The sequence below is a fragment of the Bradyrhizobium sp. WSM1417 genome, assembly GCF_000515415.1.
Taxonomy (GTDB): Bacteria; Pseudomonadota; Alphaproteobacteria; order Rhizobiales; family Xanthobacteraceae; genus Bradyrhizobium.
This window is the reverse complement of record NZ_KI911783.1, coordinates 5107614-5132272: the sequence shown is the minus strand read 5'-3', so window position 1 is coordinate 5132272 and position 24659 is coordinate 5107614. Positions and strand designations below refer to the sequence as shown.

Here is a 24659-nt window from a genome sequence, read left to right as displayed (position 1 = left end):
AAGGACAGGGGAGGATCGACATGAGCGACGGCAAAAACGGCCTGCAACTGCGTTCGCTGATCAAAAAGAGCGGTGAGCTCGAGATCTCGCTGCTCGACGTGCCGACCCCCGAACCCGCCGCGGACGAGGTCGTCGTCCGCGTCGAGGCAGCGCCGATCAATCCGTCCGACCTCGGGCTCCTGATCGGCGCAGCTGATATGAGCACGGCAAAGGCTTCCGGCGACAAGGGCGCTCCCGTCATCACCGCGAAGGTGCCGGAAGGCGCGATGCGGGCGATGGCAGGCCGGCTCGACGAGTCCATGCCGGTCGGTAACGAAGGCGCAGGCGTTGTGATCAGGACCGGCTCGTCGGATGCCGCGAAGGCGCTGATGGGCAAGACCGTCGCGATGATCGGCGGGGCGATGTACACCCAGTATCGCACGTTGAAAGTGCGCGAGTGCCTGCCGCTGCCGGAAGGCACCACGCCGGCCGAAGGTGCCTCCTGTTTCGTCAATCCGCTGACCGCGCTCGGCATGACCGAGACCATGCGACGCGAGGGTCACAAGGCACTGGTGCACACCGCGGCCGCATCCAATCTCGGCCAGATGCTGAACAAGATCTGCATCAAGGACGGCATCCCGCTGGTCAACATCGTCCGCAGCAAGGAGCAGGCCGACATCCTGCACAAGATCGGCGCCAAATACGTCGTCGATTCCACCGCGCCGAGCTTCCTCGGCGATCTCACCAACGCGCTGGTCGAGACCGGCGCCACCATCGCCTTCGACGCTATCGGCGGCGGCAAGCTCGCCGGTGACATCCTCAACTGCATGGAAGTTGCGATCAACAAGACCGCGAAGGAATACAGCCGCTACGGCTCCAACGTGCACAAGCAGGTCTACGTCTATGGCGCGCTCGATGTCCGCCCGATTGAGCTGCCGCGCGGCTTCGGCATGGCCTGGGGCGTCGGCGGCTGGCTGCTGTTTCCGTTTCTGATGAAGATTGGGCAGGCGGACGGGGCCAGGTTGCGCCAGCGCGTGGTCGACGAACTGAAGACCACGTTTGCCAGCCACTACACCAAGGTGGTGTCGCTTTCGGAGGCGCTCGATCCCGCCAACATCGCGGTTTATGCCAAACGCGCTACCGGCGAAAAATTCCTCATCAACCCAAATAAATAATCGTGATGTGCGACGGCACGTCACCAAAAGAAGGTCTTGCCTTCTGAGCGAAGCGGGAGATTATTCCGCCGCCATTGAAAGCGGAAAAACCGCAAGGCGCGCTCAGAAGGGGACTTCTCCATGACCGATCTCAACCGCCGCCATTTGCTCGCAGGTGCCGCCGCCCTCGGTGCGGCGGCCGTGACCAAGCTTGGATCGACCACTGCCAATGCCGCGGTGCCGCAAGCCGGCACGCAGGCGCCGGGCTTCTACCGATACAAGGTCGGCAGCTACGAGTGCACCTCGATTAATGACGGTGCGCGCACGTTCCCGATGCCGGACAAGTTCGTCGTCAACGCTCCCAAGGAGGAAGCGTTGGCCGCGGGCGAGGCGGCCTACATGCCGAAGGGCATGGTCACGGTGCCGTTCAACCCCCAGCTCATCAACACCGGCTCCAAGCTCGTGCTGATCGATACAGGCAACGGTGTCGCCAATCTCGAGCCCAGCAAGGGCGCGGTCGGTCGCACGCTGCAGAATCTCCAGGCCGCCGGCGTCGACCCCAAGAGCATCGACGTCGTGCTGCTCTCGCATCTGCATCCCGACCACACCAACGGCATTCGTCTCGCCGACGGCGCGCTTGCCTTCCCCAATGCGGAGATCATGGTGCCGGGCAAGGACTGGGAGTTCTGGACCAGCGAGGACAACGCCGCCAAGGCCGAGTCCAGCCCGATGATGAAGAACTACTTCGCCAACGTGAAGAAGACCTTTGCCGGCCTCGAGTCAAAGGTGACGAAGTACGAGTGGGGCAAGGAGGTCGCGCCGGGCATCACGTCGATCGCGACGCCCGGCCACACCCCCGGGCACACGTCGTTCGCGGTCGCCTCCGGCGATGCCAAGGTGCTGATCCAGTCCGACGTCACCAACATCCCGGAGTTCTTCCTGCGCAATCCGGATTGGCACGTGGTGTTCGACACCGATGCTGCGCTGGCGCAGGAGACGCGTCACAAGTTCTACGACATGGCGGCGGCCGAGAAGGCGACCGTGATCGGCTTCCACTTCACTTTCCCCTCGGTCGGCCATGTCGAGAAGGACGGCGCCAAATATCGCCTGATCCCGTCGGCGTGGAATCCGACGATCTGAGCCGATCTGCAGATTTGTACGAAAAATCGGGCCGCCGCTTGGCGGCCTGATTGTTTTGGGCGACCGTTCAGAAACTCAGCGTTTCCAAATGGCGTCGGTCCATGCACTTGCATCCATCGCCGAGGATCGCTTAAGTCCCGCCCCGGCACTCCCGCTCAAGTCCTGAGGACATCCCATGGCCTACAATATCGTCACGATCGCCGGCAGCCTGCGTAAGGACAGCTTTTCGCTGAAGATCGCCAATGCGCTCGCCAAGCTCGCGCCGGCCTCGCTCAAGCTCGAGGTCATCACGCCGGCCGGCATCTCGTTCTTCAACCAGGACCTCGAGGGTGCGCCGCCGGCCGACTGGTTGTCTTTCCGCGAAAAACTCCAGAAGTCGGACGGCGTCATCTTCGTCACGCCGGAATACAATCGCGCGATCCCGGGCGTGCTGAAGAACGCCATCGACGTTGCCTCGCGGCCCTATGGCAAGAGCTCGTTCAACGGCAAGCCGATCGGCATCATCGCGAACTCGCCGGGCCCGCTCGGCGGCGTCAGCGCCGCCAAGACGCTCCAGACCATCCTGCCGGGCATTTCCGGTCCGATTATGCAGCAGCCGGAGGCCTATCTGAACGGGGTGGGCGACGCGTTCGATGCCGATGGCAACCTGACCAAGGAGTCCCTGAAGCCCGTGCTCCAGGCCTATATCGACGCGTTTGCGGCGCACGTGGCGAAGCACCACGGCTGAGGCCGCCATCCTGGTCATGCTCGGGACAAACCCGGGCATGACAGTTGGTGGTGGGGGCGGGCAATTAGCACGCCCTTAACCAACCTGTCCCATCTTCCCAAGATGGTCTCCCGCGCGCGCCTGAAATCGATCCTGACCGGTCTTGCCCTCTATGCGATGGCGGCCGCCATCGTCGGCTATTTCGGCGTCAACGCCTATACCGGCAAATACGGCCTCAACGCCCGCCAGGAGCTCGACCAGGAGATCGTGGCGCTGACCAGCGAGCTGGCCCAGCTCAAGCGCGAGCGCGCCAGGAGCGAGCAGCGCGTTTCGCTGCTGCGCTCCGCGAAGATCGACCCCGACATGCTGGACGAGCGGGCGCGTTTCCAGCTCGACTACGTCAATCCGCGCGATCTCGTCCGGACGATCCCGGCGAACTGACAACTCTTCCGAAACTCGAAGACCTCCAAGTTGAAGACCTCCAAGTTGAAGGCCTGGAACCGAACTGCCGCCTTGATGGCAGCGCCGCAACCGGCTCATGGCTTCCAGCGCCATGGCCAGGGTTGACGCAGATCAACTGGGCCGTGCCGGCACGCTCTAGATTGCCACCCGGAGGAAACAGTGATGAATGGGCAATCCCCCCGGCATCACGCGGCCCGTGTCGAGGCCGCCATTACTTCAGGCCAGGCGGCACGCTCGTCGGTCGTGGCCTCGTGGCGCCGTTCATCCAGATTGCATCGTCTCGATCCCGCCGGCCGTAGCTCGCCGAACCGGCTGAGCGAAGCCGAGCTGCACCGCGCGCGCGAGCGCATCGCGCCGCTGCTCGCCGCTGCTCGAGGTGCGATGGACCGCCTCTACCAGGCGATCGGCGCCAGCGGCTGCTGCGTACTGCTCGCCGACGGCGAGGGCGTGCCGGTCGATCGCCGCGGCACCCCGGCGGACGACGCGACATTTCAGTCCTGGGGCCTCTGGACCGGCGCGCTCTGGAGCGAGGAGCATGAGGGCACCAACGGCATCGGTACCTGCCTCGTCGAGCAGCGTCCGCTGACGATCGACCGCGACCAGCATTTCTTCACCCGCAACACGCTTCTGAGCTGCACCGCCGTTCCGATCTACGACCATGAAGCTGCGTTCGCGGGCGTGCTCGACGTCTCCTCCTGCCGCGCGGACCGCACCGACGTGTTTTCCAGTCTGATCGCACTCGCGGCCGGTGAGGCGGCCAAACGTATCGAAGCCGATCTGTTTCGCAGGGCTTTCGCCCATGCCCGCATCGTGCTGACGCAGGCTGCGGACGGCCAGTGCGGCGGCCTCGTTGCGGTCGACGCGGACGATCTCGTGATCGGCGCGACCCGGTCCGCCCGAGCGGGACTCGGGATTGCGCCCGGCCGGGCGTTGCAGCCGATGCCTGCCGCCGATCTCCTCGGCGGCGACACCGCGCGCGACCATCTTGCCGGCGGACAGCGCGCAGTGTTGCAGCGGGCGCTCTTGCGCGCAGGCGGCAATGTCTCGGCGGCCGCCAAGGCCCTCGGCGTCAGCCGTGCCACGTTGCACCGGAAGCTGAAGCGGTTCGGGCTGAACGCGCATTGAGCTGCTGGTAGATCCTCATGGTGAGGAGACCGCGAAGCGGTCGTCTCGACCACAAGAGGCCCAGCTGTCACCCAAGCCATCCTTCGAGACGCGCGCAAGAGCGCGCTCTCAGGTTGAGGTCAGTATGTCCGATAGCACGACGTGCAGCCTCGTCACCTGTCGCAGAACTGCGACAGGTCGGCTCCGTCATCGCTTCTATCAGGGCTGACAGAAGACGCCTCCCGCGACATCGTCGGCGCAAGTCGCGACCACGCGACGAATTGCGCAAACAGCAAACATCGGGAGTGATCAATGAACAAGGTAGAATTCCTCAGCGTCACCAAAATTCCCTTCGCCGAACGCTACGACAATTTCATCGGCGGCAAATTCGTCGCGCCGATCTCCGGCAAGTATTTCGACAACGCCTCGCCGGTGACGGGCCAGATCGTCTGCAAGATCGCGCGCTCCGACGCGCAGGACGTCGAGGCAGCGCTCGACGCAGCGCATGCCGCGAAGGCCGCCTGGGGCCGCACCAGCGTTGCCGAGCGCGCTGCGATGCTGAACCGGATCGCCGACCGCATGGAAGATAATCTCGAGCGTCTCGCCATCGCCGAGACCTGGGACAACGGCAAGCCGATCCGCGAGACCCGCGCAGCGGACCTCCCGCTCGCCATCGATCATTTCCGCTATTTCGCCGGCGCCATCCGCGCCCAGGAAGGCTCGATCGGCGAGATCGATCACGACACCGTCGCCTACCATTTCCACGAACCGCTCGGCGTGGTCGGCCAGATCATCCCCTGGAACTTCCCGCTGCTGATGGCCTGCTGGAAGCTCGCGCCCGCACTCGCCGCCGGCAATTGCGTCGTGCTCAAGCCGGCCGAGCAGACCCCGGCCTCGATCATGGTCTGGGCCGAGATCATCGGCGACATTCTGCCGCCCGGTGTCCTCAACATCGTCAACGGCTTTGGCCTGGAAGCCGGCAAGCCGCTCGCGTCCAGCCCGCGCATCGCCAAGATCGCCTTCACCGGCGAGACCACGACGGGCCGGCTGATCATGCAATATGCCAGCCAGAACCTCATTCCCGTCACGCTCGAGCTTGGCGGCAAGTCGCCCAACATCTTCTTCAGCGACGTCACCGCCGAAGACGATGATTTCTTCGACAAGGCGATCGAAGGTTTCGTCATGTTCGCGCTGAACCAGGGCGAGGTCTGTACCTGTCCGAGCCGGGCGCTGGTCCATGCCGACATCTACGACCGCTTCATGGAGCGGGCGCTGAAGCGCGTCGCCGCAATCAAGCAGGGTGATCCGCGCGCGGCCGACACCATGATCGGTGCGCAGGCTTCCGGCGAGCAGCTCGCAAAAATCCTCTCCTACATCGACATCGGTAAACAGGAGGGAGCAAAGGTGCTGGCCGGCGGCGGACGCGCCGAGCTCGGTGGCGATCTCTCCGGTGGCTTCTACGTCCAGCCGACCGTGCTCGAGGGCCACAACAAGATGCGCGTCTTCCAGGAGGAGATCTTCGGCCCCGTCGTTTCGGTCGCGACCTTCAAGAACGACGAGGAGGCGCTCGAGATCGCCAACGACACGCCCTACGGGCTGGGGGCCGGCGTCTGGAGCCGCGACGCCAACCGCTGCTATCGCTTCGGCCGGGCGATCCAGGCCGGCCGGGTCTGGACCAACTGCTACCATGCCTATCCCGCGCATGCGGCCTTCGGCGGCTACAAGCAGTCGGGCGTCGGGCGCGAGACCCACAAAATGATGCTCGATCACTACCAGCAGACCAAGAACCTGCTGGTCAGCTACAGCCCCAAGAGGCTCGGCTTCTTCTGATCGGACGGAAGTGGGCGGCGCCGCTTCGGCGTCGCCCGTTCCAAATGGCGGGACTTTATCGGCTCGACGCTTTTTGATGAGGTCACGAATCTGCGCGTGCGGCGACCGTGTCGATTTGTTGCCCGATCCGCGTCAAAGATTTTGCAATATTACGATCACGTTGCAGTGCGGCATAATGAAAGGCGTGCCATGCCGCCGCGGTGCTTTCCAAGGGCGTTTGACTTGGGTTAGAGAGGGCTGAAGTTTTCTCTGACCCGGAATTCCCATGGCCGCACCCAAGAAAGCCGCCGCAAGCACTGCACAGGACAAGACCGACGGCGGTTCGCCCCCGGAATTCACCAGAGAGCAGGAGCTCAAGGCGCTCCGCGATATGCTCCTGATCCGGCGGTTCGAGGAAAAGGCCGGCCAGCTCTACGGCATGGGCGCGATCGGCGGCTTCTGCCACCTTTATATCGGCCAGGAGGCCGTGGTGGTCGGGATGCAGATGGCCCTGAAGCCGGGCGACCAGGTCATCACCGGCTATCGCGATCACGGCCATATGCTCGCCACCGGCATGGAGGCCAACGGCGTCATGGCCGAGCTCACCGGCCGTCGTGGCGGCTATTCCAAGGGCAAGGGCGGCTCCATGCATATGTTCAGCAAGGAGAAGCACTTTTACGGCGGCCACGGCATCGTCGGCGCCCAGGTCTCGCTCGGCACCGGGCTCGCTTTCGCCAATCACTATCGCGACAACGACAATGTCAGCGTCACCTATTTCGGCGACGGTGCGGCCAACCAGGGCCAGGTCTATGAGAGCTTCAACATGGCGGAGCTCTGGAAGCTGCCGGTGATCTACGTCATCGAGAACAACCGCTACGCCATGGGCACTTCGGTCTCGCGCGCCTCGGCGCAGCAGGATTTCTCGAAGCGCGGCGCCTCCTTCAACATTCCCGGCCAGCAGGTCGACGGCATGGACGTCCGCGCCGTCAAGGCTGCCGGCGACGAGGCGGCGGCCTGGTGCCGCGCCGGCAAGGGACCCTTCATCCTGGAGATGCAGACCTACCGTTATCGCGGCCACTCGATGTCCGATCCCGCAAAGTACAGAACTCGCGAGGAGGTCGAAAAAGTCCGCCACGACCAGGATCCGATCGAGCAGGTGCGCAATCGCCTGTTGGCCGCCAAGGTCAGCGAGCAGGATTTGAAGGCGATCGACGCCGAGGTGCGCGACATCGTCAACGCGTCCGCCGATTTCGCCCAGCATGATCCCGAGCCGGATGCCGCCGAGCTCTGGACCGATATTTATCGCTGAACGCGCGCAAGCTTTCTTTTGGAGTCGATATGCCAATTCAAGTGCTGATGCCCGCGTTGTCGCCCACGATGGAGAAGGGCAACCTCTCCAAATGGCTGAAAAAAGAGGGTGAGACGATCAAGTCCGGCGACGTCATCGCCGAGATCGAGACCGACAAGGCGACCATGGAGGTCGAGGCGACCGATGAAGGTACGCTCGGCAAGATCCTGATCCCCGAGGGCACCGCCGACGTGGCCGTGAACACGCCGATCGCGACGATTCTGGCCGATGGCGAGAGTGCCGCCGATCTCGCCAAGGCGCCGGCGCCTGCCCAGCAGCAGAAGGCCGCCGAGTCCGCAGCTCCTGCCGCTGCAAAAGCCGAAGCGCCAGCGCCCAAAGCTGCGCCGGCACCGCAGGCCGTCGCAGAGCCCGACCCGGAAGTACCCGCCGGCACCGAGATGGTGACGCAGACCATCCGTGAAGCCCTGCGCGATGCCATGGCCGAAGAGATGCGCCGCGACGCCGACGTCTTTGTGATGGGCGAAGAGGTCGCCGAATACCAAGGCGCCTACAAGGTGACGCAAGGGCTGCTTCAGGAATTCGGCGCCAAGCGCGTCATCGACACGCCGATCACCGAGCACGGCTTTGCTGGTATCGGCGTCGGCGCTGCGATGAGCGGGTTGAAGCCGATCGTCGAATTCATGACCTTCAACTTCGCCATGCAGGCGATCGACCAGATCATCAACTCCGCGGCCAAGACACTCTACATGTCCGGCGGCCAGATGGGCTGCTCGATCGTGTTCCGCGGGCCCAACGGCGCCGCTTCCCGCGTGGCCGCCCAGCACAGTCAGGACTATTCGTCCTGGTATTCGAACGTCCCGGGCCTCAAGGTCGTCGCACCGTTCTCGGCCGCTGATTACAAGGGCCTGCTCAAGGCTGCGATCCGCGATCCCAATCCGGTGATCTTCCTCGAGAACGAGATGCTCTACGGCCACACCGGTGAGGTGCCGAAGCTCGATGACTTCGTGATTCCGATCGGCAAGGCGCGCATCGTGCGCTCGGGCAGCCATGTCACGATCATCTCATGGTCGAACGGCATGAGCTACGCGCTGAAGGCCGCCGACGAACTCGCCAAGGACGGCATCGAGGCCGAGGTGATCGACCTGCGCACGCTGCGTCCGATGGACACCGAGACCATCGTCAACTCGGTCAAGAAGACCGGCCGCGCCGTCACGGTGGAAGAGGGCTGGGCCCAGAGCGGCGTCGGCGCCGAGATCACCGCGCGGATCATGGAGCATGCCTTCGACTATCTGGATGCGCCTGTAACCCGCGTCTCCGGCAAGGACGTGCCGATGCCCTATGCCGCGAACCTGGAAAAGCTCGCGCTGCCTTCGGCTGCCGAAGTTGTCGAGGCGGCCAAAGCCGTCTGCTACAGGTAGACCATGGCGGGTCCGAAGGAGCAGCCATTACCACCCGACGTCCTCGTCCGCGATGATGCGGTCGAGATCCTGCGCGTGTTCGTGCTGGACGGCGGGCTGTCGATGGCATTCCAGCGGGCCTTCGACGAGCCGGACATGTGGGGCCTGCTGCTCGTCGATCTCGCGCGTCACGCAGCGCGCGCCTATGCGCGCGAGAGCGAATACACCGAGGAGGACGCGCTGAACCGGATCATCGAGATGTTCCAGGCCGAGATCGAGCGTCCCACCGACACCGGCACCACGACGCCGCGCGGGAAGGGGCACTGACCGTGGCGATCGAATCCTATCATTTCGATTTTATGCTGGAGGCGATCCGCGAGGCGGAAGCCTCAATCGCGCAAGGCGGCCTGCCGATCGGCGCCGTGCTGACCCGCGACAACAAGGTGATCGCCCGCGGCCACAACAATCGCGTGCAGGAGAACAACCCGATCCTGCACGGCGAGATGAGCTGCCTGCGCGAGGCGGGTGCGATTTCGTTCCATGATACCGTCATGTACACCACGCTGTCGCCATGCGCGATGTGTGCCGGTGCGCTCGCGCTGTTCAAGGTCAAGCTCGTGGTGATCGGAGAGTCCGTCACCTTCGAGGGCTCCAAGGACATTCTCGACAAGTTCGGCATCCCCTGGATCGATCTTGCGGACGACCGCTCCATCACCATGATGAAGAACTGGCGTTCCATCCCTGCCAATGAGCGCCTGTGGCAGGGCGATATCGGCAACTAACCTGGTCTGTCCGTCTTCGGTCCGGAGACGGATTTTTGCAAAGTTCTTCTTGAGGTCAGCATGCCCATCAACATCCTGATGCCCGCTCTTTCGCCGACGATGGAGAAGGGCAACCTCGCCAAGTGGCTGAAGAAGGAAGGCGACAAGGTCAAATCCGGCGACGTCATCGCCGAGATCGAGACCGACAAGGCGACCATGGAGGTCGAGGCCATCGACGAGGGCACGATCGCCAGGATCCTCGTGCCCGAGGGTACGCAGGACGTCCCGGTCAATGACGTGATCGCGGTGCTGGCCGGCGAGGGCGAGGACGTGAAGGCGGCAGGTGCCGCCAAGCCCAGTGCTTCCGCCGCACCTCCGAAAGCTGCTGAAGCTCCCGCTGCTGCGTCGGCTCCTGCGCCTGCTGCGCCCAAGGCCGCGGCCGCCGCCGCACCTGCACCGCAGGCCGCAGTACCGGCTACGCAGAGCAACGGCCATGCTGGCCGCGTGTTCTCCTCGCCGCTGGCGCGCCGGCTCGCCAAGGAAGCCGGCCTCGACGTGTCGATGGTGACTGGCACCGGCCCGCATGGCCGCGTGGTGGCCCGCGACGTCGAGCAGGCCAAGTCCGGCAAGGGCCTCAAGGCTCCCGCGGCGACGCCGTCAGGCGCGCCCTCGACCGCGCCGACCATGTCGGACAAGCAGATTCTGTCGCTGTTCGAGCCGGGCTCTTACGAGGTCGTCCCGCATGACGGGATGCGCCGCACCATTGCCCAACGTTTGACCGCGTCGATCCAGAACGTCCCGCACTTCTACCTCACCATCGACTGCGACATCGGCAAGCTGCTTACTGCGCGCGAGGAGATCAATGCGGCTGCTCCCAAGGACAAGGAGAAGAAGCCGCTCTACAAGATCTCGGTCAACGACTTCGTCATCAAGGCGATGGCGGTCGCGCTGCAGAAGATCCCGAATTGCAATGTGAGCTGGACCGAATCCGGTATGGTCAAGCACCACCATTCCGACGTCGGCGTCGCCGTGGCGATGCCCGGCGGCCTGATCACGCCGATCATCCGCAAGGCCGAGACCAAGACGCTCTCGACCATCTCCAACGAGATGAAGGACTTTGCGACACGCGCCCGCTCGCGCAAGCTGAAGCCGGAAGAATACCAGGGCGGCACGACGGCCGTCTCCAACCTCGGCATGTTCGGCATCAGCCACTTCACCGCCGTGATCAACCCGCCGCATGCGACCATCCTCGCGGTCGGCACCAGCGAGGAGCGGCCTGTGGTCCGCGGCGGCAAGATCGAGATCGCGAACATGATGAGCGTGACCCTGTCCTGCGATCACCGTGCCATCGACGGCGCGCTCGGCGCCGAGCTGATCGGCGCCTTCAAGCAGCTGATCGAAAACCCCGTGATGATGATGGTGTAGCCCGGGGAGGCGCGGGGTGAATGCGAACGCGCTGGCCCTGGATCTCCGTGTTGCTCTCGGCCGTGGTTGCACTCAATCCGGTCGGGCTCGATATTCTGCATTCCGCGTTCTTTGCCGGCGAGCAGCTGGCACGGAGCATCGGCCAGGCGGTCATTCTGATCGCGCTGGCTATCATGGCCGGCGCGATCCTGCTCGAATGGCTGGTCAGGGTTTTGATTTCCAGGCGCCGCGCCCGCGGCACCTCTTGAGTTGAACGGGAGCCGCCATGGCCGATACATCCTTCGACATCATCATCATCGGCTCCGGTCCGGGCGGCTATGTCACCGCGATCCGCGCCGCCCAGCTCGGCTTCAAGGTCGCGATCGTCGAGAAATCCTATCTCGGCGGCATCTGCCTGAACTGGGGCTGCATCCCGACCAAAGCGCTGCTGCGCTCCGCCGAGATCTACCACTACATGCAGCACGCCAAGGATTACGGCCTGTCGGCCGATAACGTCTCGTTCGATCCGAAGGCCGTGGTGCAGCGCTCGCGCGGCGTCTCGAAGCGGCTGAACGACGGCGTCGGCTTCCTGATGAAGAAGAACAAGGTCAGCGTGATCTGGGGCGCGGCCTCGATCGACGCGCCCGGCAAAGTCACCGTGAAGAAGTCCGACGTCGAGGGCCCAAAGGGCACGCTGGGCGAGGGGACGTATCAGGCCAAGCACATCATCGTCGCGACCGGAGCACGGCCGCGGGTGCTGCCGGGACTCGAGCCGGACAAGAAGCTGATCTGGACCTACTTTGAAGCGATGGTGCCGGAGCGGATGCCGAAATCGCTACTGGTGATGGGCTCGGGCGCGATCGGGATCGAGTTCGCATCTTTCTTCAAGACGATGGGCTCCGATGTCACTGTCGTCGAGGTGCTGCCGCAGATCCTGCCCGTCGAGGACGCCGAGATTGCCGGGCTTGCCCGCAAGCGCCTCGAGAAGCAGGGCATCAAGATCCTCACCAACACGGGCGTGACGAAGCTGGAGAAGAAGAGCGACAGCGTGGTCGCGACGCTCGATGATGGCAAGGCGAAGCAGACCGCCGAGTTCGAGCGCGTGATCTCTGCCGTCGGCGTCGTCGGCAACATCGAGAATCTCGGTCTCGAAAAGCTCGGCGTCAAAACCGAGCGCGGCTGCATCGTGATCGACGGCTACGGCAAGACCAACGTTCCCGGCATCTATGCCATCGGTGACGTCGCGGGTCCCCCGATGCTGGCCCACAAGGCCGAGCATGAGGGCGTAATCTGCGTCGAGGCCATCAAGGGCCTGCATCCGCACCCCATGGACAAGCTGATGATCCCCGGCTGCACCTATTGCAACCCGCAGGTCGCCTCGGTCGGCCTGACCGAAGCCAAGGCCAAGGAGAATGGCCGCGAGATCCGCGTCGGCCGCTTCCCCTTCGTCGGCAACGGCAAGGCGATCGCGCTCGGCGAGGACCAGGGCCTGGTCAAGGTCATCTTCGACAAGAAGACCGGTCAGCTGCTCGGCGCCCACATGGTCGGCGCGGAGGTCACCGAGTTGATCCAGGGCTACGTCGTCGCCATGAACCTGGAGACGACGGAAGAGGAGCTGATGCACACCGTATTCCCGCATCCGACGCTGTCGGAGATGATGAAGGAAGCCGTGCTGGATGCGTATGGACGGGTGCTGAATATTTGACGGCCACTGCCGCCGTCATTGCGAGCGAAGCGAAGCAATCCAGACTGCCTCCGCGGAAAGATTCTGGATTGCTTCGCTGCGCTCGCAATGACGAGCGGAGGGATCTCTTTGCAAAACAAGAAGGAAACCACCCCATGCACGACAACGATAACCTCACCATCGAACGCCCGAGCTTCGTTACCCATCTCGAATGCGCGATGGAGGGCGACCATTATCCCGCCGACCAGGTCCACAACCTCTCCAAGGCCGGCAAGCCGCTCCTCGTGCGCTATGACCTCGCGGGCGTGAAAAAGGCGCTGACCAAGGACGCGCTGGCGCAGCGCCCTGCCGACATGTGGCGCTACCGCGAGCTGTTGCCGGTGCGCAAATGCAAGGACATTGTCTCGCTCGGCGAGGTCACCACGCCGCTGATCCGGCTGCCCAAGCTCGGCGCAAAGCTCGGCGGCGGCGAGATTATCGTCAAGGACGAGGGGCGGCTGCCGACCGGCTCGTTCAAGGCGCGCGGCCTCGTCATGGCGGTGTCGATGGGCAAGGCGCTCGGCATCAAGCACATGGCGATGCCGACCAACGGCAACGCCGGCGCGGCGCTCGCAGCCTATGCGACCTCCTGCGGCATCAAGACCACGATCTTCTGCCCGGCCGATACGCCCGAGGTGAACGTCAGCGAGATCGAGCTTCAGGGCGCGACCGTGTACCGCGTCAACGGCTATATCGACGATTGCGGCAAGATCGTCGGCGAGGGCAAGGCGAAAGTCGGCTGGTTCGACACCTCGACCTTGAAGGAGCCGTACCGGATCGAAGGCAAGAAGACGATGGGGCTCGAACTCGCCGAGCAGCTCGGCTGGGACGTGCCCGACGTGATCTTCTATCCGACCGGCGGCGGCACCGGCCTGATCGGGATGTGGAAGGCGTTCGACGAGCTCGAGAAGATCGGCTTCATCGGCTCGAAGCGCCCGCGCATGGTCGCGGTGCAGGCCTCCGGCTGCGCGCCGATGGTGCGCGCGTACGAAGCCGGCACCGAGCATGCCACGCGTTGGGAGGACGCTCACACCATCGCGTCAGGCATCCGCGTGCCGCAGGCGATCGGCGACTTTCTGATTCTGCGCGCGGTCCGCGAGAGCAAGGGTTTTGCCATCGCGGTCGACGACGACAAGATTTCGTCGGCGCTGAACGAGGTCGCGCGCGAGGAGGGGCTGCTGCTGTGCCCCGAAGGCGCTGCGACCTACGCCGCCTACAAGGACAGCCTCGCCGACGGCCGCGTCAGCAAAACCGACCGCGTGATGCTGTTCAATTGCGCCACCGGCCTGAAATATCCGCTGCCGCCGGTCACCCGGACGCTCGATCGCCACAAGCCGATCGACTATTCGCAGTTCTAGCGCGTCATTTCGCCTCTTCACGAACGATCCCTCTTCCCGTACGCGGGAAGAGACAAAAACAACAATGACATTGCTGGGGAGAACACAATGAAGGCCGCCTGGGCTGCGCTGATTGCTATTCTCGCTGTTGCAGGCGCCGCGCGCGCCGACGATTACCCTTCACGTCCCATCACCATCATCGTCCCCTTCGCGGCGGGCGGGCCCTCGGATGCGATGGCGCGCGTGCTCGCCGAGCGGATGCGGACATCGCTTGGGCAGCCGCTGGTGATCGAGAACGTCACTGGCGCGGGCGGCTCGATCGGCGTCGGCCGCGCCGTGCATTCGGCTCCCGACGGCTACACGATCTCGTTCGGCCATCTCGGCACCCACGTTGCCAACGGCGCCGTCTACAAGCTCAATTACGACCTGGTCGCGGACCTGGAGCCGGTGGTGCTGCTGCCGAGCAATCCGATGATCGTCGTCAGCAAGAACGCGGTGCCCGCAACCTCGCTGAAGGAGCTGCTGGACTGGCTGAAATCGCGGCCGTCGCCGCCGACCGCCGGCACTGCCGGCGCGGGTTCCGGCAGCCACATCGCCGGGGTCTATTTCGAGAGCGTCAGCGGCATCAAGCTGCAATACGTACCGTATCGCGGCACTGCGCCCGCCCTGAACGATCTGATCGCCGGCCAGATCGACGTCATCGTCGACCAGACCTCGAACTCCATTAACCAGGTTCGCGCCGGCACCATTCGCGCCTACGCCATCACCGACGACAAGCGCCTGTCCTCGGCCCCCGACATCCCGACGGCGGAGGAGGCGGGCCTGAAGGGGTTCAACATGACGCTGTGGTCCGGCATGTGGGTGCCGAAGAGCACGCCGAAGACGATCGTCGCCAAACTCAATGCCGCAGCCGTGGAAGCGCTGAACGATCCCGGCGTGAAGAAGCAGCTCGAAAGCCAGGGGCTGGAGATGACACCCCAGGATCAGCTCACGCCCGAAGCGCTTGGCGCGCGCCAGAAGGCGGAGATCGCGAAGTGGTGGCCGATGATCAAGGCGGCGAATATCAAGGTGGATTGAGGCGGCGCGGCGCTTGCGCGCCACACCCTTCGACCTCATCCTGAGGAGGCCGCAAAGCGGCCGTCTCGAAGGATGGCCGCGGGCAGCTGGGCCTTCATGGTTCGAGACGGCCGCTACGCGGCCTCCTCACCATGAGGATTGGAAGCGTTCACTCCGTCCCCGTAAATCCCACCGGCGTCGCCACGGCCGTCGCGTCCTTCGTCACCACACGCTGATCGCTCTTGCCGGCGATCATGCCGCTGCCCTCGAACCGGGCGCGGTAGACCAGCACGTTCTCGATCACGCGCTGGACGTAATTGCGCGTCTCCGACAGCGGGATGCGCTCCACCCAGTCGACCGGATCGACCTTGGGATCCCTGGGATCGCCGCGCGCTTGCACCCATTCGCGCACGCGGCCGCGGCCGGCATTGTAACCGGCGAAGGTCATGATCTGGTTGCCGCGGTATTCCGACATCAGCGCGCTGAGCTCGGCCGCGCCCATCTGCGTGTTGTAGACGGGATCGGAGACCATCTTGTCCCAATCATAGGTCAGGCCGAAGCGCTTTGCGGTGTCGCGGCCCGCTTCCGGCGTCACCTGCATCAGGCCGACTGCGTTGGCGGCCGATTTGTCGCGCTGGTCGAACGAGCTTTCGGTGCGTGCCACCGAATAGATCACGCTGGGCTCGATCGCGGGCGCGACCTGCTTATGTTCAGGGATACCGATGGTCGGGAAGGCGTAGTGATCGAGCGCGAGCCCGCGCGCCAGCGCCGACTTGCCGACCTCCAGCATCACGCGCGCATCGTTGCGCCGGCCGGCGAGCTCGCCGAGCGCTTCGAGTGCCGCGACGTCGGTGCTCTCCTTGGCGAAATCCTCGGCGTAGTAAAACACCATGTCGCGCTCACCGACGCCGTAGAGCATGTCGGCGGCGCGCACGCGCTCGTCCGCGGGCGGCGCGTCGACTGCTGCCAGGACGGGCGAGGGCGCGCGCAGCTCGATGCGGTCGAGACCGAGCCTGGCGCGGGCGAGCTGGCCGTAATAGGCGGTCGGATAGCGCGCCGCCGCCTGATAGCTCAGGCGCGCATCGGCCGGTGCGTTCATCGCCTCGGCCGCGCGGCCGCGCCAATAATGCGCGCGCGACAGCGCGATCGGATTGGCGGAGCCTTCGTCGATCGCGGCGAAGTGCGTCATCGCTGCCTTGGGATCGTCGAGATAGCGCAGCGCGATCCAGCCGCACATGAAGTGATAGTCGACACGATAGACTTCCATCGCAGGCACGGCCGCCGAGCGCACGACGTCGTAGGCGGTTTTGAACTTGCCCTGGTCGAGCAGCTTTCGCGCGAGCAGGCGGCGCTCGCGCCACCAGGCGTCGGTGTCTTGCGCCGCCATCGTATCGGGCGCGGCGGCCAGGATCACCTCGGCCGCGTCGTCGATGCGGTCATTCTGGAGATGCCATTGCGCGCGGCACAGCACATAGCCGAGGTCACGGCGCGCCTCGGCTGAGACGTCATCGAGGTAATCCTTGGCCTTGCTGGCCTTGCCGGTGACCGCGGCGCAGGCCTTGACGATCGCGAGCGCATCCTCGCCGAGGCGCTTGGCTGCGCGCCGCGCCCCCGCATAGTCCTTGGCGCCGAGGCGCTTGTCCATGCGGGCACGATGATCCTCACTGGTCAGGAGATCGCGAAACGCTTCGTAGGAATCTTCCTCGCTGCGTTCGGACAATTCGTCCGAGCGCCAGGCATTGCGCACCAGACGCGCGGCCCTGTCGCTGTCGCCCTCGGTCATCAGCACGCGGGCGAGCGCGAACTTGCCCTTGGCGCTGGTCGGCCGGTCCATCGTGAATGTGTGCACGGTCGCCGCGTCGGCCTTCTCCTGCCACAGCCGGGCCTCGGCGCGGCGGCGGAGCAGTGCGCTGCTCGGCCAGTCCGGATTGGCGGCGAGGAAGGCGGCGTAGCGCTTGAAATTCGCCGTGCTTTCGGAATGGCGCAGCATGAACCAGTCGGCGAGCTTCTGCCCCGCCGGGTCGGCAATGCGGTCGCGCGCCGCGCTCGCGTCCTCAGTCTTGCCCTTCCGCGCGAGATCGATGGCATCCTTCAACGCGGCGAGATCGCCGGTCAGCGGCGGGGCTGCCGGCTTGTCTGAAGGGGTGTCGTCCTGCTTCTTCGACTTGCGCTTGGCCTCGGCATGCTTGCCGTGCCGCGCCTTGCCGGCGGAGGCATGGCGCTGCTTGCCGGCTTTCGCCTCATGCGTCTTCTTCGGCGCGGACGATTTGGGCGCGGACGATTTGTGACTGCTCTTCGCTGCCAGCTCGGTAGGGATGAAGGCCAAAGCGGCCACGGCAACGACACACGCGAGCGAGCGTAGGCACTGGTTCATTCCGTGGTCCCCCTGCGAAACCAGTACAAACCAAAGTCCGCGACGAGATGCGGCTCGAGAATCAAAACGGCGTCAAAAATGGTGACACGACGTCGTTTCGCATCCTCAGGCTGTTCCAACAATGCGGCGAAATACGGATGGAGCCAGGGAACCTGTGCAACGGCGGGGCGAGCGGGTCTCTTAACCTTCATTAACGAACACGGCTCGCGCGACGGTTGCGACGGTTCAGGACGCCTCGGAGGGCCAGATTGCGCGTGTTCCCTCGGACAAATCCGGTGTATTGAGTTCCCTCAAACCATTCTTTCAGCCTTTGCCTCACACCCATGCCGCTTTTCAACCAGTCGATCCGGCGCAAAATCGTCGGCATCGCCCTCGGATTGATCGTCCTGATGCTCGTCACCTCGATCCTGTCGATGGTGATGTCGGGCCAGGTCGGCGTCCTACTCGACGAACTGACCAACCGCTACATTCCGGCCTATAGCCATCTTGCCCGCGCCAATATCCGCTCGCTGGAGCGGGCGCTGGCGCTGCGGCGAATGGTCATGACGAGGATGGGATCGGCGTCGGACGAGGAGGCCTACGCGGCGCGGCTTCGCGAGTTCGAGGCGTTGGACCGCAAGTTTGAGGAGGAGGCCGAGACCGCGCGCAAGCTCATCAACGCCATCATCGACGACCCCAGGACCTCTTCCGACAACGCCGCACTGGCACGGCTCGACGTTCGTATCGAGAGCGCTGTCACCGAGCTGCGGCGCAATCTGGACGAGGGCAATACGAAACTGCTCAAGCAGATCGAGGCCAAGGACATGGCCGAGGCCCGCGGCACCCTGGAACAACTCGACTTGCTGCGCGATGCGTTCAACCGGAAGGTCGACGCGATCCGCGGCGACATGCTGACGCAGGTCTTCTTTTCGACGTCGCAGGTGATCAGTCGGCAATACCAAGCGATTATCGTGTCGGGAGTCGTGACCCTGCTGGCAGCGGTGCTCGGATTTGCCTTTGCGCTTCTGGTGTCCAGCGGCATTACGCGCCCGGTGCGGCTGCTGCTCGCCGGCACCCGCGAGGTCGAGGCCGGCCGCTTCGACAAGACCATCACCGTCTCCACCCAGGACGAGATCGGCGAGCTGGCCGCAGCCTTCAACCGCATGACCGAGCAGCTCAGGCACAATGAGCGCGTCCGCGAGACGTTCGGTCGCTACATCGATCCCAAGGTGGTGCAGGGCCTGATCGATCGGCCAGAGGTCGCCATCGATGGCCAGCGCCGGGTGATGACCATCATGTTCTGCGACATGAGCGGCTTCACCGCGATGAGCGAGGGCATGACCCCGCGCGGCCTGGTCAGGGTGATGAACCATTATTTCACGATGATGTCCGGTCCGATCAGGAGCAATCGCGGCATCATCGACAAATATATCGGCGACGCCATCATGGCCTATTGGGGCCCGCCCTTCATCGAGGAGGACGAGCCGGCGCTGCTCGCAGGCCTTGCCGCCATCGACATGGCCGATCAGGTGCCCGCGCTGCAGAAGCAATTGCCGGATCTCCTCGGCATCCGCGCCATGCCGGGGCTTTGCGATCTGCGCATCGGCATCGCGACCGGAGAGGTCCTGACCGGGAGCATTGGCTCCGAGCTGATGATGAGCTTCACCGTGATGGGCGATGCGGTGAATCTCGCCTCGCGACTGGAGGCCGTCAACAAGACCTACGGCACCCGTATTCTGATCTCGCAGGCGACGGCGGACGCGATCGGCTCGCACCTCGAATTGCGCGAGGTCGATCGTCTTGCGGTCGCCGGCCAGAGCGTGCCGCAAACGATTTTCGAGGTGATGGGCCGGTCAGGCGAGCTCACTGCCGCGCATGAGAGCCTGCGTTCGCACTACGCCGGAGGCCTCGCCGCCTATCGAGCCCGCCGCTTCGACGAGGCCCGTGCCGCCTTCAACGTGGCACTTGAAGCCGTCCCCGGCGACGGCCCCTCGCGGGCAATGCTTACCCGCATCACGCAGTTCGAAGCCAATCCGCCGGGCGAGGGCTGGGACGGCGCGTGGCGGCTTGAGCAGAAATAGCCGGCCTCGCGGGAAAAATTGATTCTACTCGATAACGATGTTCGCCGTGACCTATTTCCCGGGCTTAGGTTTGGTGTCCTTGAGGCGTTTGATGGGGACACGCCGATGACAGAACTTGAGAACAGGCTCGAACGGTTCGAGACGCTCACCGCCGAATGCGAGCTGATCGCCAGGCTGGCCACCGACAGCACCAAGCGCGAGTTTTATCTGAAACTTTCGGAGCAGTACCGCCAATTGGCGGTGGACATGCGGCAGGCCATCGCGAGCAAAGCTGCGGCCTGACGCCGACAATCCGTTCTTAATACTTGGCGCGCATCCTCAATGCAGATGCGGGGACGCCTACGGCGATTTTCCGCTGTAGAAATGCCGGGCTCGTTGCGGTGCAGCGCGCCTCGCGAGATTGTTTTGTCGTGCGTTACAGGGCGATCCCATGCGCCTCCTTGTGGTGATCATGTTTGGACTCATGACGGCAGCCTGCAACCAGGAGCAGGACATCACCGGCACGACCCCGGTCTGCGCGATGCGGAACTACACCTCCTTCAATCCCCGCGACATGAACCAGTGCGTTGCCGCCTGCAAGGCGTGCGACCACGGCAACACGGTCACCTGCACCACGTCGTGCACGCTCAAGGGCGCCCACTGAGCCGCTCCGCCTCATGGTGACGACCTAGGGCGCCTTGACGGTGCCTCAACGGTGTTTTGGCACCGGAACGATTCACATGGATTAATCATTGAAGGGAAGGCAGGACGCGGAGTCCTTTGGAATGGGTATGCTCGATCCCGGTCGGTTCCTGGTGTCATGCTCGCATTGCGCGGCCTGGCCGATGGCGGCCAATGTGAAACGTTCGAGCTGGTCGGCTTCGCCAAATGAGGTCCGCTTCGTATGCCCGCGCTGCCGCCGCGAGGAGACCGCGATCATCTCCGCCTCCGGCGAGTTGACGCCGATCCGGCGCGTCGACGTCCCGCCGCGCGACGTCACCGCGGCTTGGGCTCAAGCCCAGCGCGCAAGAGGACGAGCGTAGCCCGCCCGTTTAAGGAGAAGAAGGGCGAGGCGCTGAGGTCTAGTCATGGCGATGACGGACCCAGCGCCGCAAGGCGACCGCCGTCCGGACCGTCACGACATACCCGAACGGCCGGGCGGCCTGATGTGACTTTCACGAAGTCGTCGCGGTTGCCCGTCGGGCAAAACACCTGACCATTTCTCGAGACCCCTGTGTCAATGCATACATACAAAAAGATTCCGTTTTACCGAAATTCGGTTTTGGCGTATGTGTCGCCCATCCCGGCTCATCCTTGAGGGGCGATCTCGTTGTCGTCTTGATTGCGAGCCGGGCTTGCGGTGGACGCGGCAGCGTCGGCATGAGAGTGCGGGCAGGGCGGGTAGTCCCTGTGAGCCCGTGGCCACGTGCGGACGAGCGGCGCTGTGAGTTCGTCTCGTCGGTATTTCGATGGCTACGTGCACGATGCCATCGAACCCTGCGGCGAAATGGCGAATGCGCGTACGGCAAAACCGTGTGGTCCTGGCCGTCGTTGCTACGGTCAAGTTTTCGCGGAGGTGTGTGCGAGCCCAACCGGGCAGACAGCATCATCAAATTCGCGAGGCGAGGGAGGCCAGAAGGAGAGTTCGGCTCCCGGGAGAGCACGGCATAAGCCGTCCGACCATCGCGCAGGGAAGGCCGAGTGATTGGCTACACCTGTATGCTGCTGTGCGGTTTTCCTGCGTGTGCTTTTCGCGCAGCGGACCGCGGGTGCGAGGTCAGCACCCGGCCTTCCCTGCGCCCTCTTGGATTTGAGGGCGGAGTGACGAAGCAAAACTCGGGCGAAATCAGCCGCGAGAACGCGAAGGCATGTCTTCAAGTTGAGTCTGCATTGGAGGAAGGCGATGCCGCCCCTTGCTCCGTCATTGCTGTGCATGTTCACTAATTCGCTGATCGAATTCATCCTGTACGGGGAGGATTTAGCGCGTCCGGACAAGCGGGGAAGGCGCCGACTCACCCTGGCTGCGCCTCGTCGGCGCGCCGAAGTTGTGGCGCAGGCACGTACTGGAAACCTGAAGTTGTGGATTGTCCTCCCGCCGGGGGTATCGCAGTAAGCTCAGTCGTGTCCTCCCGGCCACGATTGTGCCGTCCGCGCAACACTGCTCACAGATTTAACCATCATCTCTGTCCGTTCGCATCGACGCCGCTTTTTGGCCACACCCGAACATGAATAAAATCACTCAAATGTTTTAGCGGCAGCGGTGGTCCTGGAAGGCGACGGGAAATCCCCAAGGTCGATTCAAAAGGTCGATTAAATCTTGGCTCTGATTTTTCGGGTCTGAAAGGGTTGGCCGGGGAAACTGGTTGGCGATGGACGCGAAGAGCAACATCAAGCAGAGGCTGCCGAGCCGTCACGTGACGGAAGGCCCTGCGCGCGCGCCCCATCGGTCCTACCTCTACGCCATGGGTCTGACCACCGACCAGATCCACCAGCCCTTCGTCGGCGTCGCCTCGTGCTGGAACGAGGCCGCGCCCTGCAACATCTCCCTGATGCGCCAGGCGCAGGCGGTGAAGAAGGGCGTCGCAGCCGCCGGCGGCACGCCGCGCGAGTTCTGCACCATCACCGTGACCGACGGCATCGCCATGGGCCATGACGGCATGCGCTCCTCGCTGCCGTCGCGGGAATGCATCGCCGATTCCGTCGAATTGACGATCCGCGGCCACGCCTATGACGCCCTCGTTGGCCTCGCCGGCTGCGACAAGTCGCTCCCGGGCATGATGATGGCGATGGTCCGCCTCAACGTGCCCTCGATCTTCATCTATGGCGGCTCGATCCTGCCCGGCAATTTCCGGGGCCAGCAGGTCACCGTGCAGGACATGTTCGAAGCCGTCGGCAAGCACTCGGTCGGCGCGATGTCGGACGAGGACCTCGACGAGATTGAGCGCGTGGCGTGCCCTTCGGCGGGCGCCTGCGGCGCCCAGTTCACAGCCAACACGATGGCGACCGTCTCCGAGGCGATCGGGCTGGCGCTGCCGTACTCGGCCGGTGCTCCGGCACCCTATGAAATTCGCGACGCCTTCTGCATGACCGCGGGCGAGCAGGTCATGGAGCTGATCGCCCAAAACATCCGGCCGCGCGACATCGTCACCCTCAAGGCGCTGGAGAATGCCGCTGCCGTGGTCGCCGCGTCCGGTGGCTCGACCAATGCTGCACTGCACCTGCCAGCAATCGCGCACGAGTGCGGCATCAAGTTCGACCTGTTCGACGTCGCCGAAATCTTCAAAAAGACACCGTACGTCGCGGATTTGAAGCCGGGCGGCCGTTATGTCGCCAAAGACATGTTTGAAGTAGGTGGCATACCGCTTCTGATGAAGACGCTGCTCGACAACGGATTTCTCCACGGTGACTGCATGACCGTCACCGGTCGAACGATCGCCGAAAACCTCAAAAGCGTGAAGTGGAATCCGCACCAGGACGTGGTGCACCCGGCAGACAAGCCCATCACCGTCACGGGCGGTGTGGTTGGTCTGAAGGGCAATCTGGCGCCAGAAGGTGCGATCGTGAAAGTCGCGGGAATGTCCAACCTCAGGTTCACCGGTCCGGCCAGGTGCTTCGACCGTGAGGAGGATGCTTTCGAGGCCGTCCAGAAGCGCACCTACCGCGAAGGCGAAGTCATCGTGATCCGCTACGAGGGGCCGAAGGGCGGCCCCGGCATGCGGGAAATGCTCCAGACCACCGCGGCGCTGACCGGCCAGGGCATGGGCGGCAAGATCGCGCTCATCACCGACGGCCGCTTCTCCGGCGCCACCCGTGGCTTCTGCATCGGCCATGTCGGGCCGGAAGCCGCCATCGGCGGCCCCATCGGGCTGCTCGAGGACGGCGATATAATCGAGATCGACGCGGTCGCCGGTACCCTTAACGTAAAATTGAGCGACCAGGAGCTTGCCCAGCGCAAGACCAAATGGACCGCTCGCGCGACTAACCACACGACGGGCGCGCTCTGGAAATATGCTCAGCAGGTTGGACCAGCGGTCGGTGGGGCAGTGACCCATCCGGGCGGCGCGCACGAGAAACAGTGCTATGCGGACATCTAGGCGTACCATCGTTGCGTTTGTGTTGGGGGCTACCGCGCTGGCCGCGCCGGCGCTCGCCTTTGACGGCGCACCCGTCAGCCCCAAGGATGCGACCATCCCGGTGGTCACGAGCTTGCCGGGTGCAGCGGGCAAGGTCCGCAATGTGCCGCCAGCGGTCGTGCCCCAGGAAACCTCGCTCAGCGCCCTGCAATATGCCGCGGAGGGGGGCCACCCCATCGCGCAGTGGAAGCTCGGCCGCATGTACGCCAATGGCGACGGCGTCGCCCAGGACGATGTGCGTGCGTTCGAGTATTTCACCCGCATCGCCAACGCGCACGCCGAGGACAGCCCGTCGGCGCCGCAGGCGCAGATCGTCGCCAACGCCTTTGTGGCGCTCGGCCGCTATTATCTTAGCGGTATCCCGAATTCGAAGGTCAAGCCGGACCAGGAGCGGGCGCGGGAGATGTTCTCCTATGCCGCGTCCTATTTCGGCAACGCGGATGCGCAATACGATCTCGCCCGCCTGTACCTGAAGACGCCAGACGCTTCGCGCGAGGATTTCCGCTATGGCGCGCGCTGGCTTGGGCTCGCCGCGCAGAAGGGCCAGCACGAAGCCCAGGCGCTGCTCGGCCAGATGCTGTTCAACGGCGACCGCCTGCCGCGGCAGGCCGCGCGCGGCCTGATGTGGCTGACGCTGGCGCGCGACAGCGCAGGCAGCGACGAGACCTGGATCAAGGAAAACTACAACCGCGCCTTCGCAAAGGCCTCCGACGACGATCGCGCCATGTGCCTGCAGATGCTAGAGCAATGGGTGCAGGGTCGCCGGGAGTGA

The 24659-nt window shown here is 64.3% G+C and carries 22 protein-coding genes; 21 read left to right on the top strand and 1 reads right to left on the bottom strand.

The annotated features are described in order from the left end of the window. Nucleotides 1-20 precede the first annotated feature (20 nt). From BRA1417_RS0124975 to BRA1417_RS0124905, 15 genes are all read left to right on the top strand, one after another. Nucleotides 21-1154 (top strand): zinc-binding dehydrogenase, encoded by a 1134-nt coding sequence (locus BRA1417_RS0124975; protein WP_027518151.1) that lies wholly within the window; start codon nt 21-23, stop codon nt 1152-1154. Between the two features lie 120 nt (nt 1155-1274). Further along, nucleotides 1275-2273, top strand: a complete 999-nt coding sequence (locus BRA1417_RS0124970; RefSeq protein ID WP_027518150.1) for an MBL fold metallo-hydrolase — start codon at nt 1275-1277, stop codon at nt 2271-2273. A gap of 175 nt (nt 2274-2448) precedes the next feature. Beyond that, complete coding sequence (locus BRA1417_RS0124965; RefSeq protein ID WP_027518149.1) at nt 2449-3000, top strand: NADPH-dependent FMN reductase; 552 nt, start codon at nt 2449-2451, stop codon at nt 2998-3000. Between the two features lie 102 nt (nt 3001-3102). Beyond that, nucleotides 3103-3420 (top strand): septum formation initiator family protein, encoded by a 318-nt coding sequence (locus BRA1417_RS0124960; protein WP_007590617.1) that lies wholly within the window; start codon nt 3103-3105, stop codon nt 3418-3420. 183 nt (nt 3421-3603) lie between these two features. Beyond that, on the top strand, nt 3604-4566 hold the full coding sequence (locus BRA1417_RS0124955) for a GAF domain-containing protein (RefSeq protein ID WP_027518148.1): 963 nt from the start codon (nt 3604-3606) through the stop codon (nt 4564-4566). A gap of 291 nt (nt 4567-4857) precedes the next feature. Continuing rightward, on the top strand, nt 4858-6375 hold the full coding sequence (gene adh, locus BRA1417_RS0124950) for an aldehyde dehydrogenase (RefSeq protein ID WP_027518147.1): 1518 nt from the start codon (nt 4858-4860) through the stop codon (nt 6373-6375). Nucleotides 6376-6640: 265 nt separating this feature from the next. Then, entirely contained in the window at nt 6641-7663 is a 1023-nt protein-coding gene (pdhA, locus tag BRA1417_RS0124945) for a pyruvate dehydrogenase (acetyl-transferring) E1 component subunit alpha (protein ID WP_007590620.1), read from the top strand. 29 nt (nt 7664-7692) lie between these two features. After that, nucleotides 7693-9081 carry a pyruvate dehydrogenase complex E1 component subunit beta gene (locus BRA1417_RS0124940; protein WP_027518146.1) on the top strand — a complete coding sequence of 463 codons (1389 nt, stop codon included), beginning with the start codon at nt 7693-7695 and terminating at the stop codon, nt 9079-9081. A 3-nt stretch (nt 9082-9084) separates the two neighbouring features. Continuing rightward, nucleotides 9085-9387 carry a DUF5076 domain-containing protein gene (locus tag BRA1417_RS0124935; RefSeq protein ID WP_007590623.1) on the top strand — a complete coding sequence of 101 codons (303 nt, stop codon included), beginning with the start codon at nt 9085-9087 and terminating at the stop codon, nt 9385-9387. Nucleotides 9388-9389: 2 nt separating this feature from the next. Further along, complete coding sequence (locus BRA1417_RS0124930) at nt 9390-9842, top strand: nucleoside deaminase (protein ID WP_007590624.1); 453 nt, start codon at nt 9390-9392, stop codon at nt 9840-9842. Between the two features lie 60 nt (nt 9843-9902). After that, complete coding sequence (locus tag BRA1417_RS0124925) at nt 9903-11246, top strand: pyruvate dehydrogenase complex dihydrolipoamide acetyltransferase (protein WP_027518145.1); 1344 nt, start codon at nt 9903-9905, stop codon at nt 11244-11246. A gap of 20 nt (nt 11247-11266) precedes the next feature. After that, complete coding sequence (locus BRA1417_RS0124920) at nt 11267-11494, top strand: hypothetical protein (protein ID WP_027518144.1); 228 nt, start codon at nt 11267-11269, stop codon at nt 11492-11494. Between the two features lie 17 nt (nt 11495-11511). Continuing rightward, complete coding sequence (gene lpdA, locus BRA1417_RS0124915; protein ID WP_027518143.1) at nt 11512-12930, top strand: dihydrolipoyl dehydrogenase; 1419 nt, start codon at nt 11512-11514, stop codon at nt 12928-12930. A gap of 134 nt (nt 12931-13064) precedes the next feature. Further along, a complete protein-coding gene (locus BRA1417_RS0124910) occupies nt 13065-14306 on the top strand; it encodes a threonine synthase (protein ID WP_027518142.1) in 1242 nt (413 codons plus the stop codon). An 87-nt stretch (nt 14307-14393) separates the two neighbouring features. After that, nucleotides 14394-15362 carry a tripartite tricarboxylate transporter substrate binding protein BugD gene (locus BRA1417_RS0124905; RefSeq protein ID WP_027518141.1) on the top strand — a complete coding sequence of 323 codons (969 nt, stop codon included), beginning with the start codon at nt 14394-14396 and terminating at the stop codon, nt 15360-15362. 148 nt (nt 15363-15510) lie between these two features. On the opposite strand, the gene BRA1417_RS0124900 is transcribed toward BRA1417_RS0124905, so the two are convergent. Continuing rightward, nucleotides 15511-17715 (bottom strand): lytic transglycosylase domain-containing protein, encoded by a 2205-nt coding sequence (locus BRA1417_RS0124900; RefSeq protein WP_027518140.1) that lies wholly within the window; start codon nt 17713-17715, stop codon nt 15511-15513. A gap of 323 nt (nt 17716-18038) precedes the next feature. Here BRA1417_RS0124900 and BRA1417_RS0124890 point away from each other — a divergent pair, with 323 nt between their 5' ends. The 6 genes from BRA1417_RS0124890 to BRA1417_RS0124865 all read left to right on the top strand — a co-directional run bounded on the left by BRA1417_RS0124890 (nt 18039) and on the right by BRA1417_RS0124865 (nt 24659). Continuing rightward, nucleotides 18039-19775 carry an adenylate/guanylate cyclase domain-containing protein gene (locus BRA1417_RS0124890; RefSeq protein ID WP_027518138.1) on the top strand — a complete coding sequence of 579 codons (1737 nt, stop codon included), beginning with the start codon at nt 18039-18041 and terminating at the stop codon, nt 19773-19775. A 105-nt stretch (nt 19776-19880) separates the two neighbouring features. Beyond that, complete coding sequence (locus BRA1417_RS44960; RefSeq protein WP_007590638.1) at nt 19881-20057, top strand: hypothetical protein; 177 nt, start codon at nt 19881-19883, stop codon at nt 20055-20057. 148 nt (nt 20058-20205) lie between these two features. After that, entirely contained in the window at nt 20206-20418 is a 213-nt protein-coding gene (locus BRA1417_RS0124880; RefSeq protein WP_027518137.1) for a hypothetical protein, read from the top strand. Between the two features lie 121 nt (nt 20419-20539). Next, nucleotides 20540-20797 carry a hypothetical protein gene (locus BRA1417_RS42995; RefSeq protein WP_007590640.1) on the top strand — a complete coding sequence of 86 codons (258 nt, stop codon included), beginning with the start codon at nt 20540-20542 and terminating at the stop codon, nt 20795-20797. 1326 nt (nt 20798-22123) lie between these two features. Beyond that, nucleotides 22124-23848 carry a dihydroxy-acid dehydratase gene (gene ilvD, locus BRA1417_RS0124870; protein WP_027518135.1) on the top strand — a complete coding sequence of 575 codons (1725 nt, stop codon included), beginning with the start codon at nt 22124-22126 and terminating at the stop codon, nt 23846-23848. Continuing rightward, a complete protein-coding gene (locus BRA1417_RS0124865) occupies nt 23835-24659 on the top strand; it encodes a tetratricopeptide repeat protein (RefSeq protein WP_027518134.1) in 825 nt (274 codons plus the stop codon). Before ilvD ends, BRA1417_RS0124865 begins: the two co-directional genes overlap by 14 nt.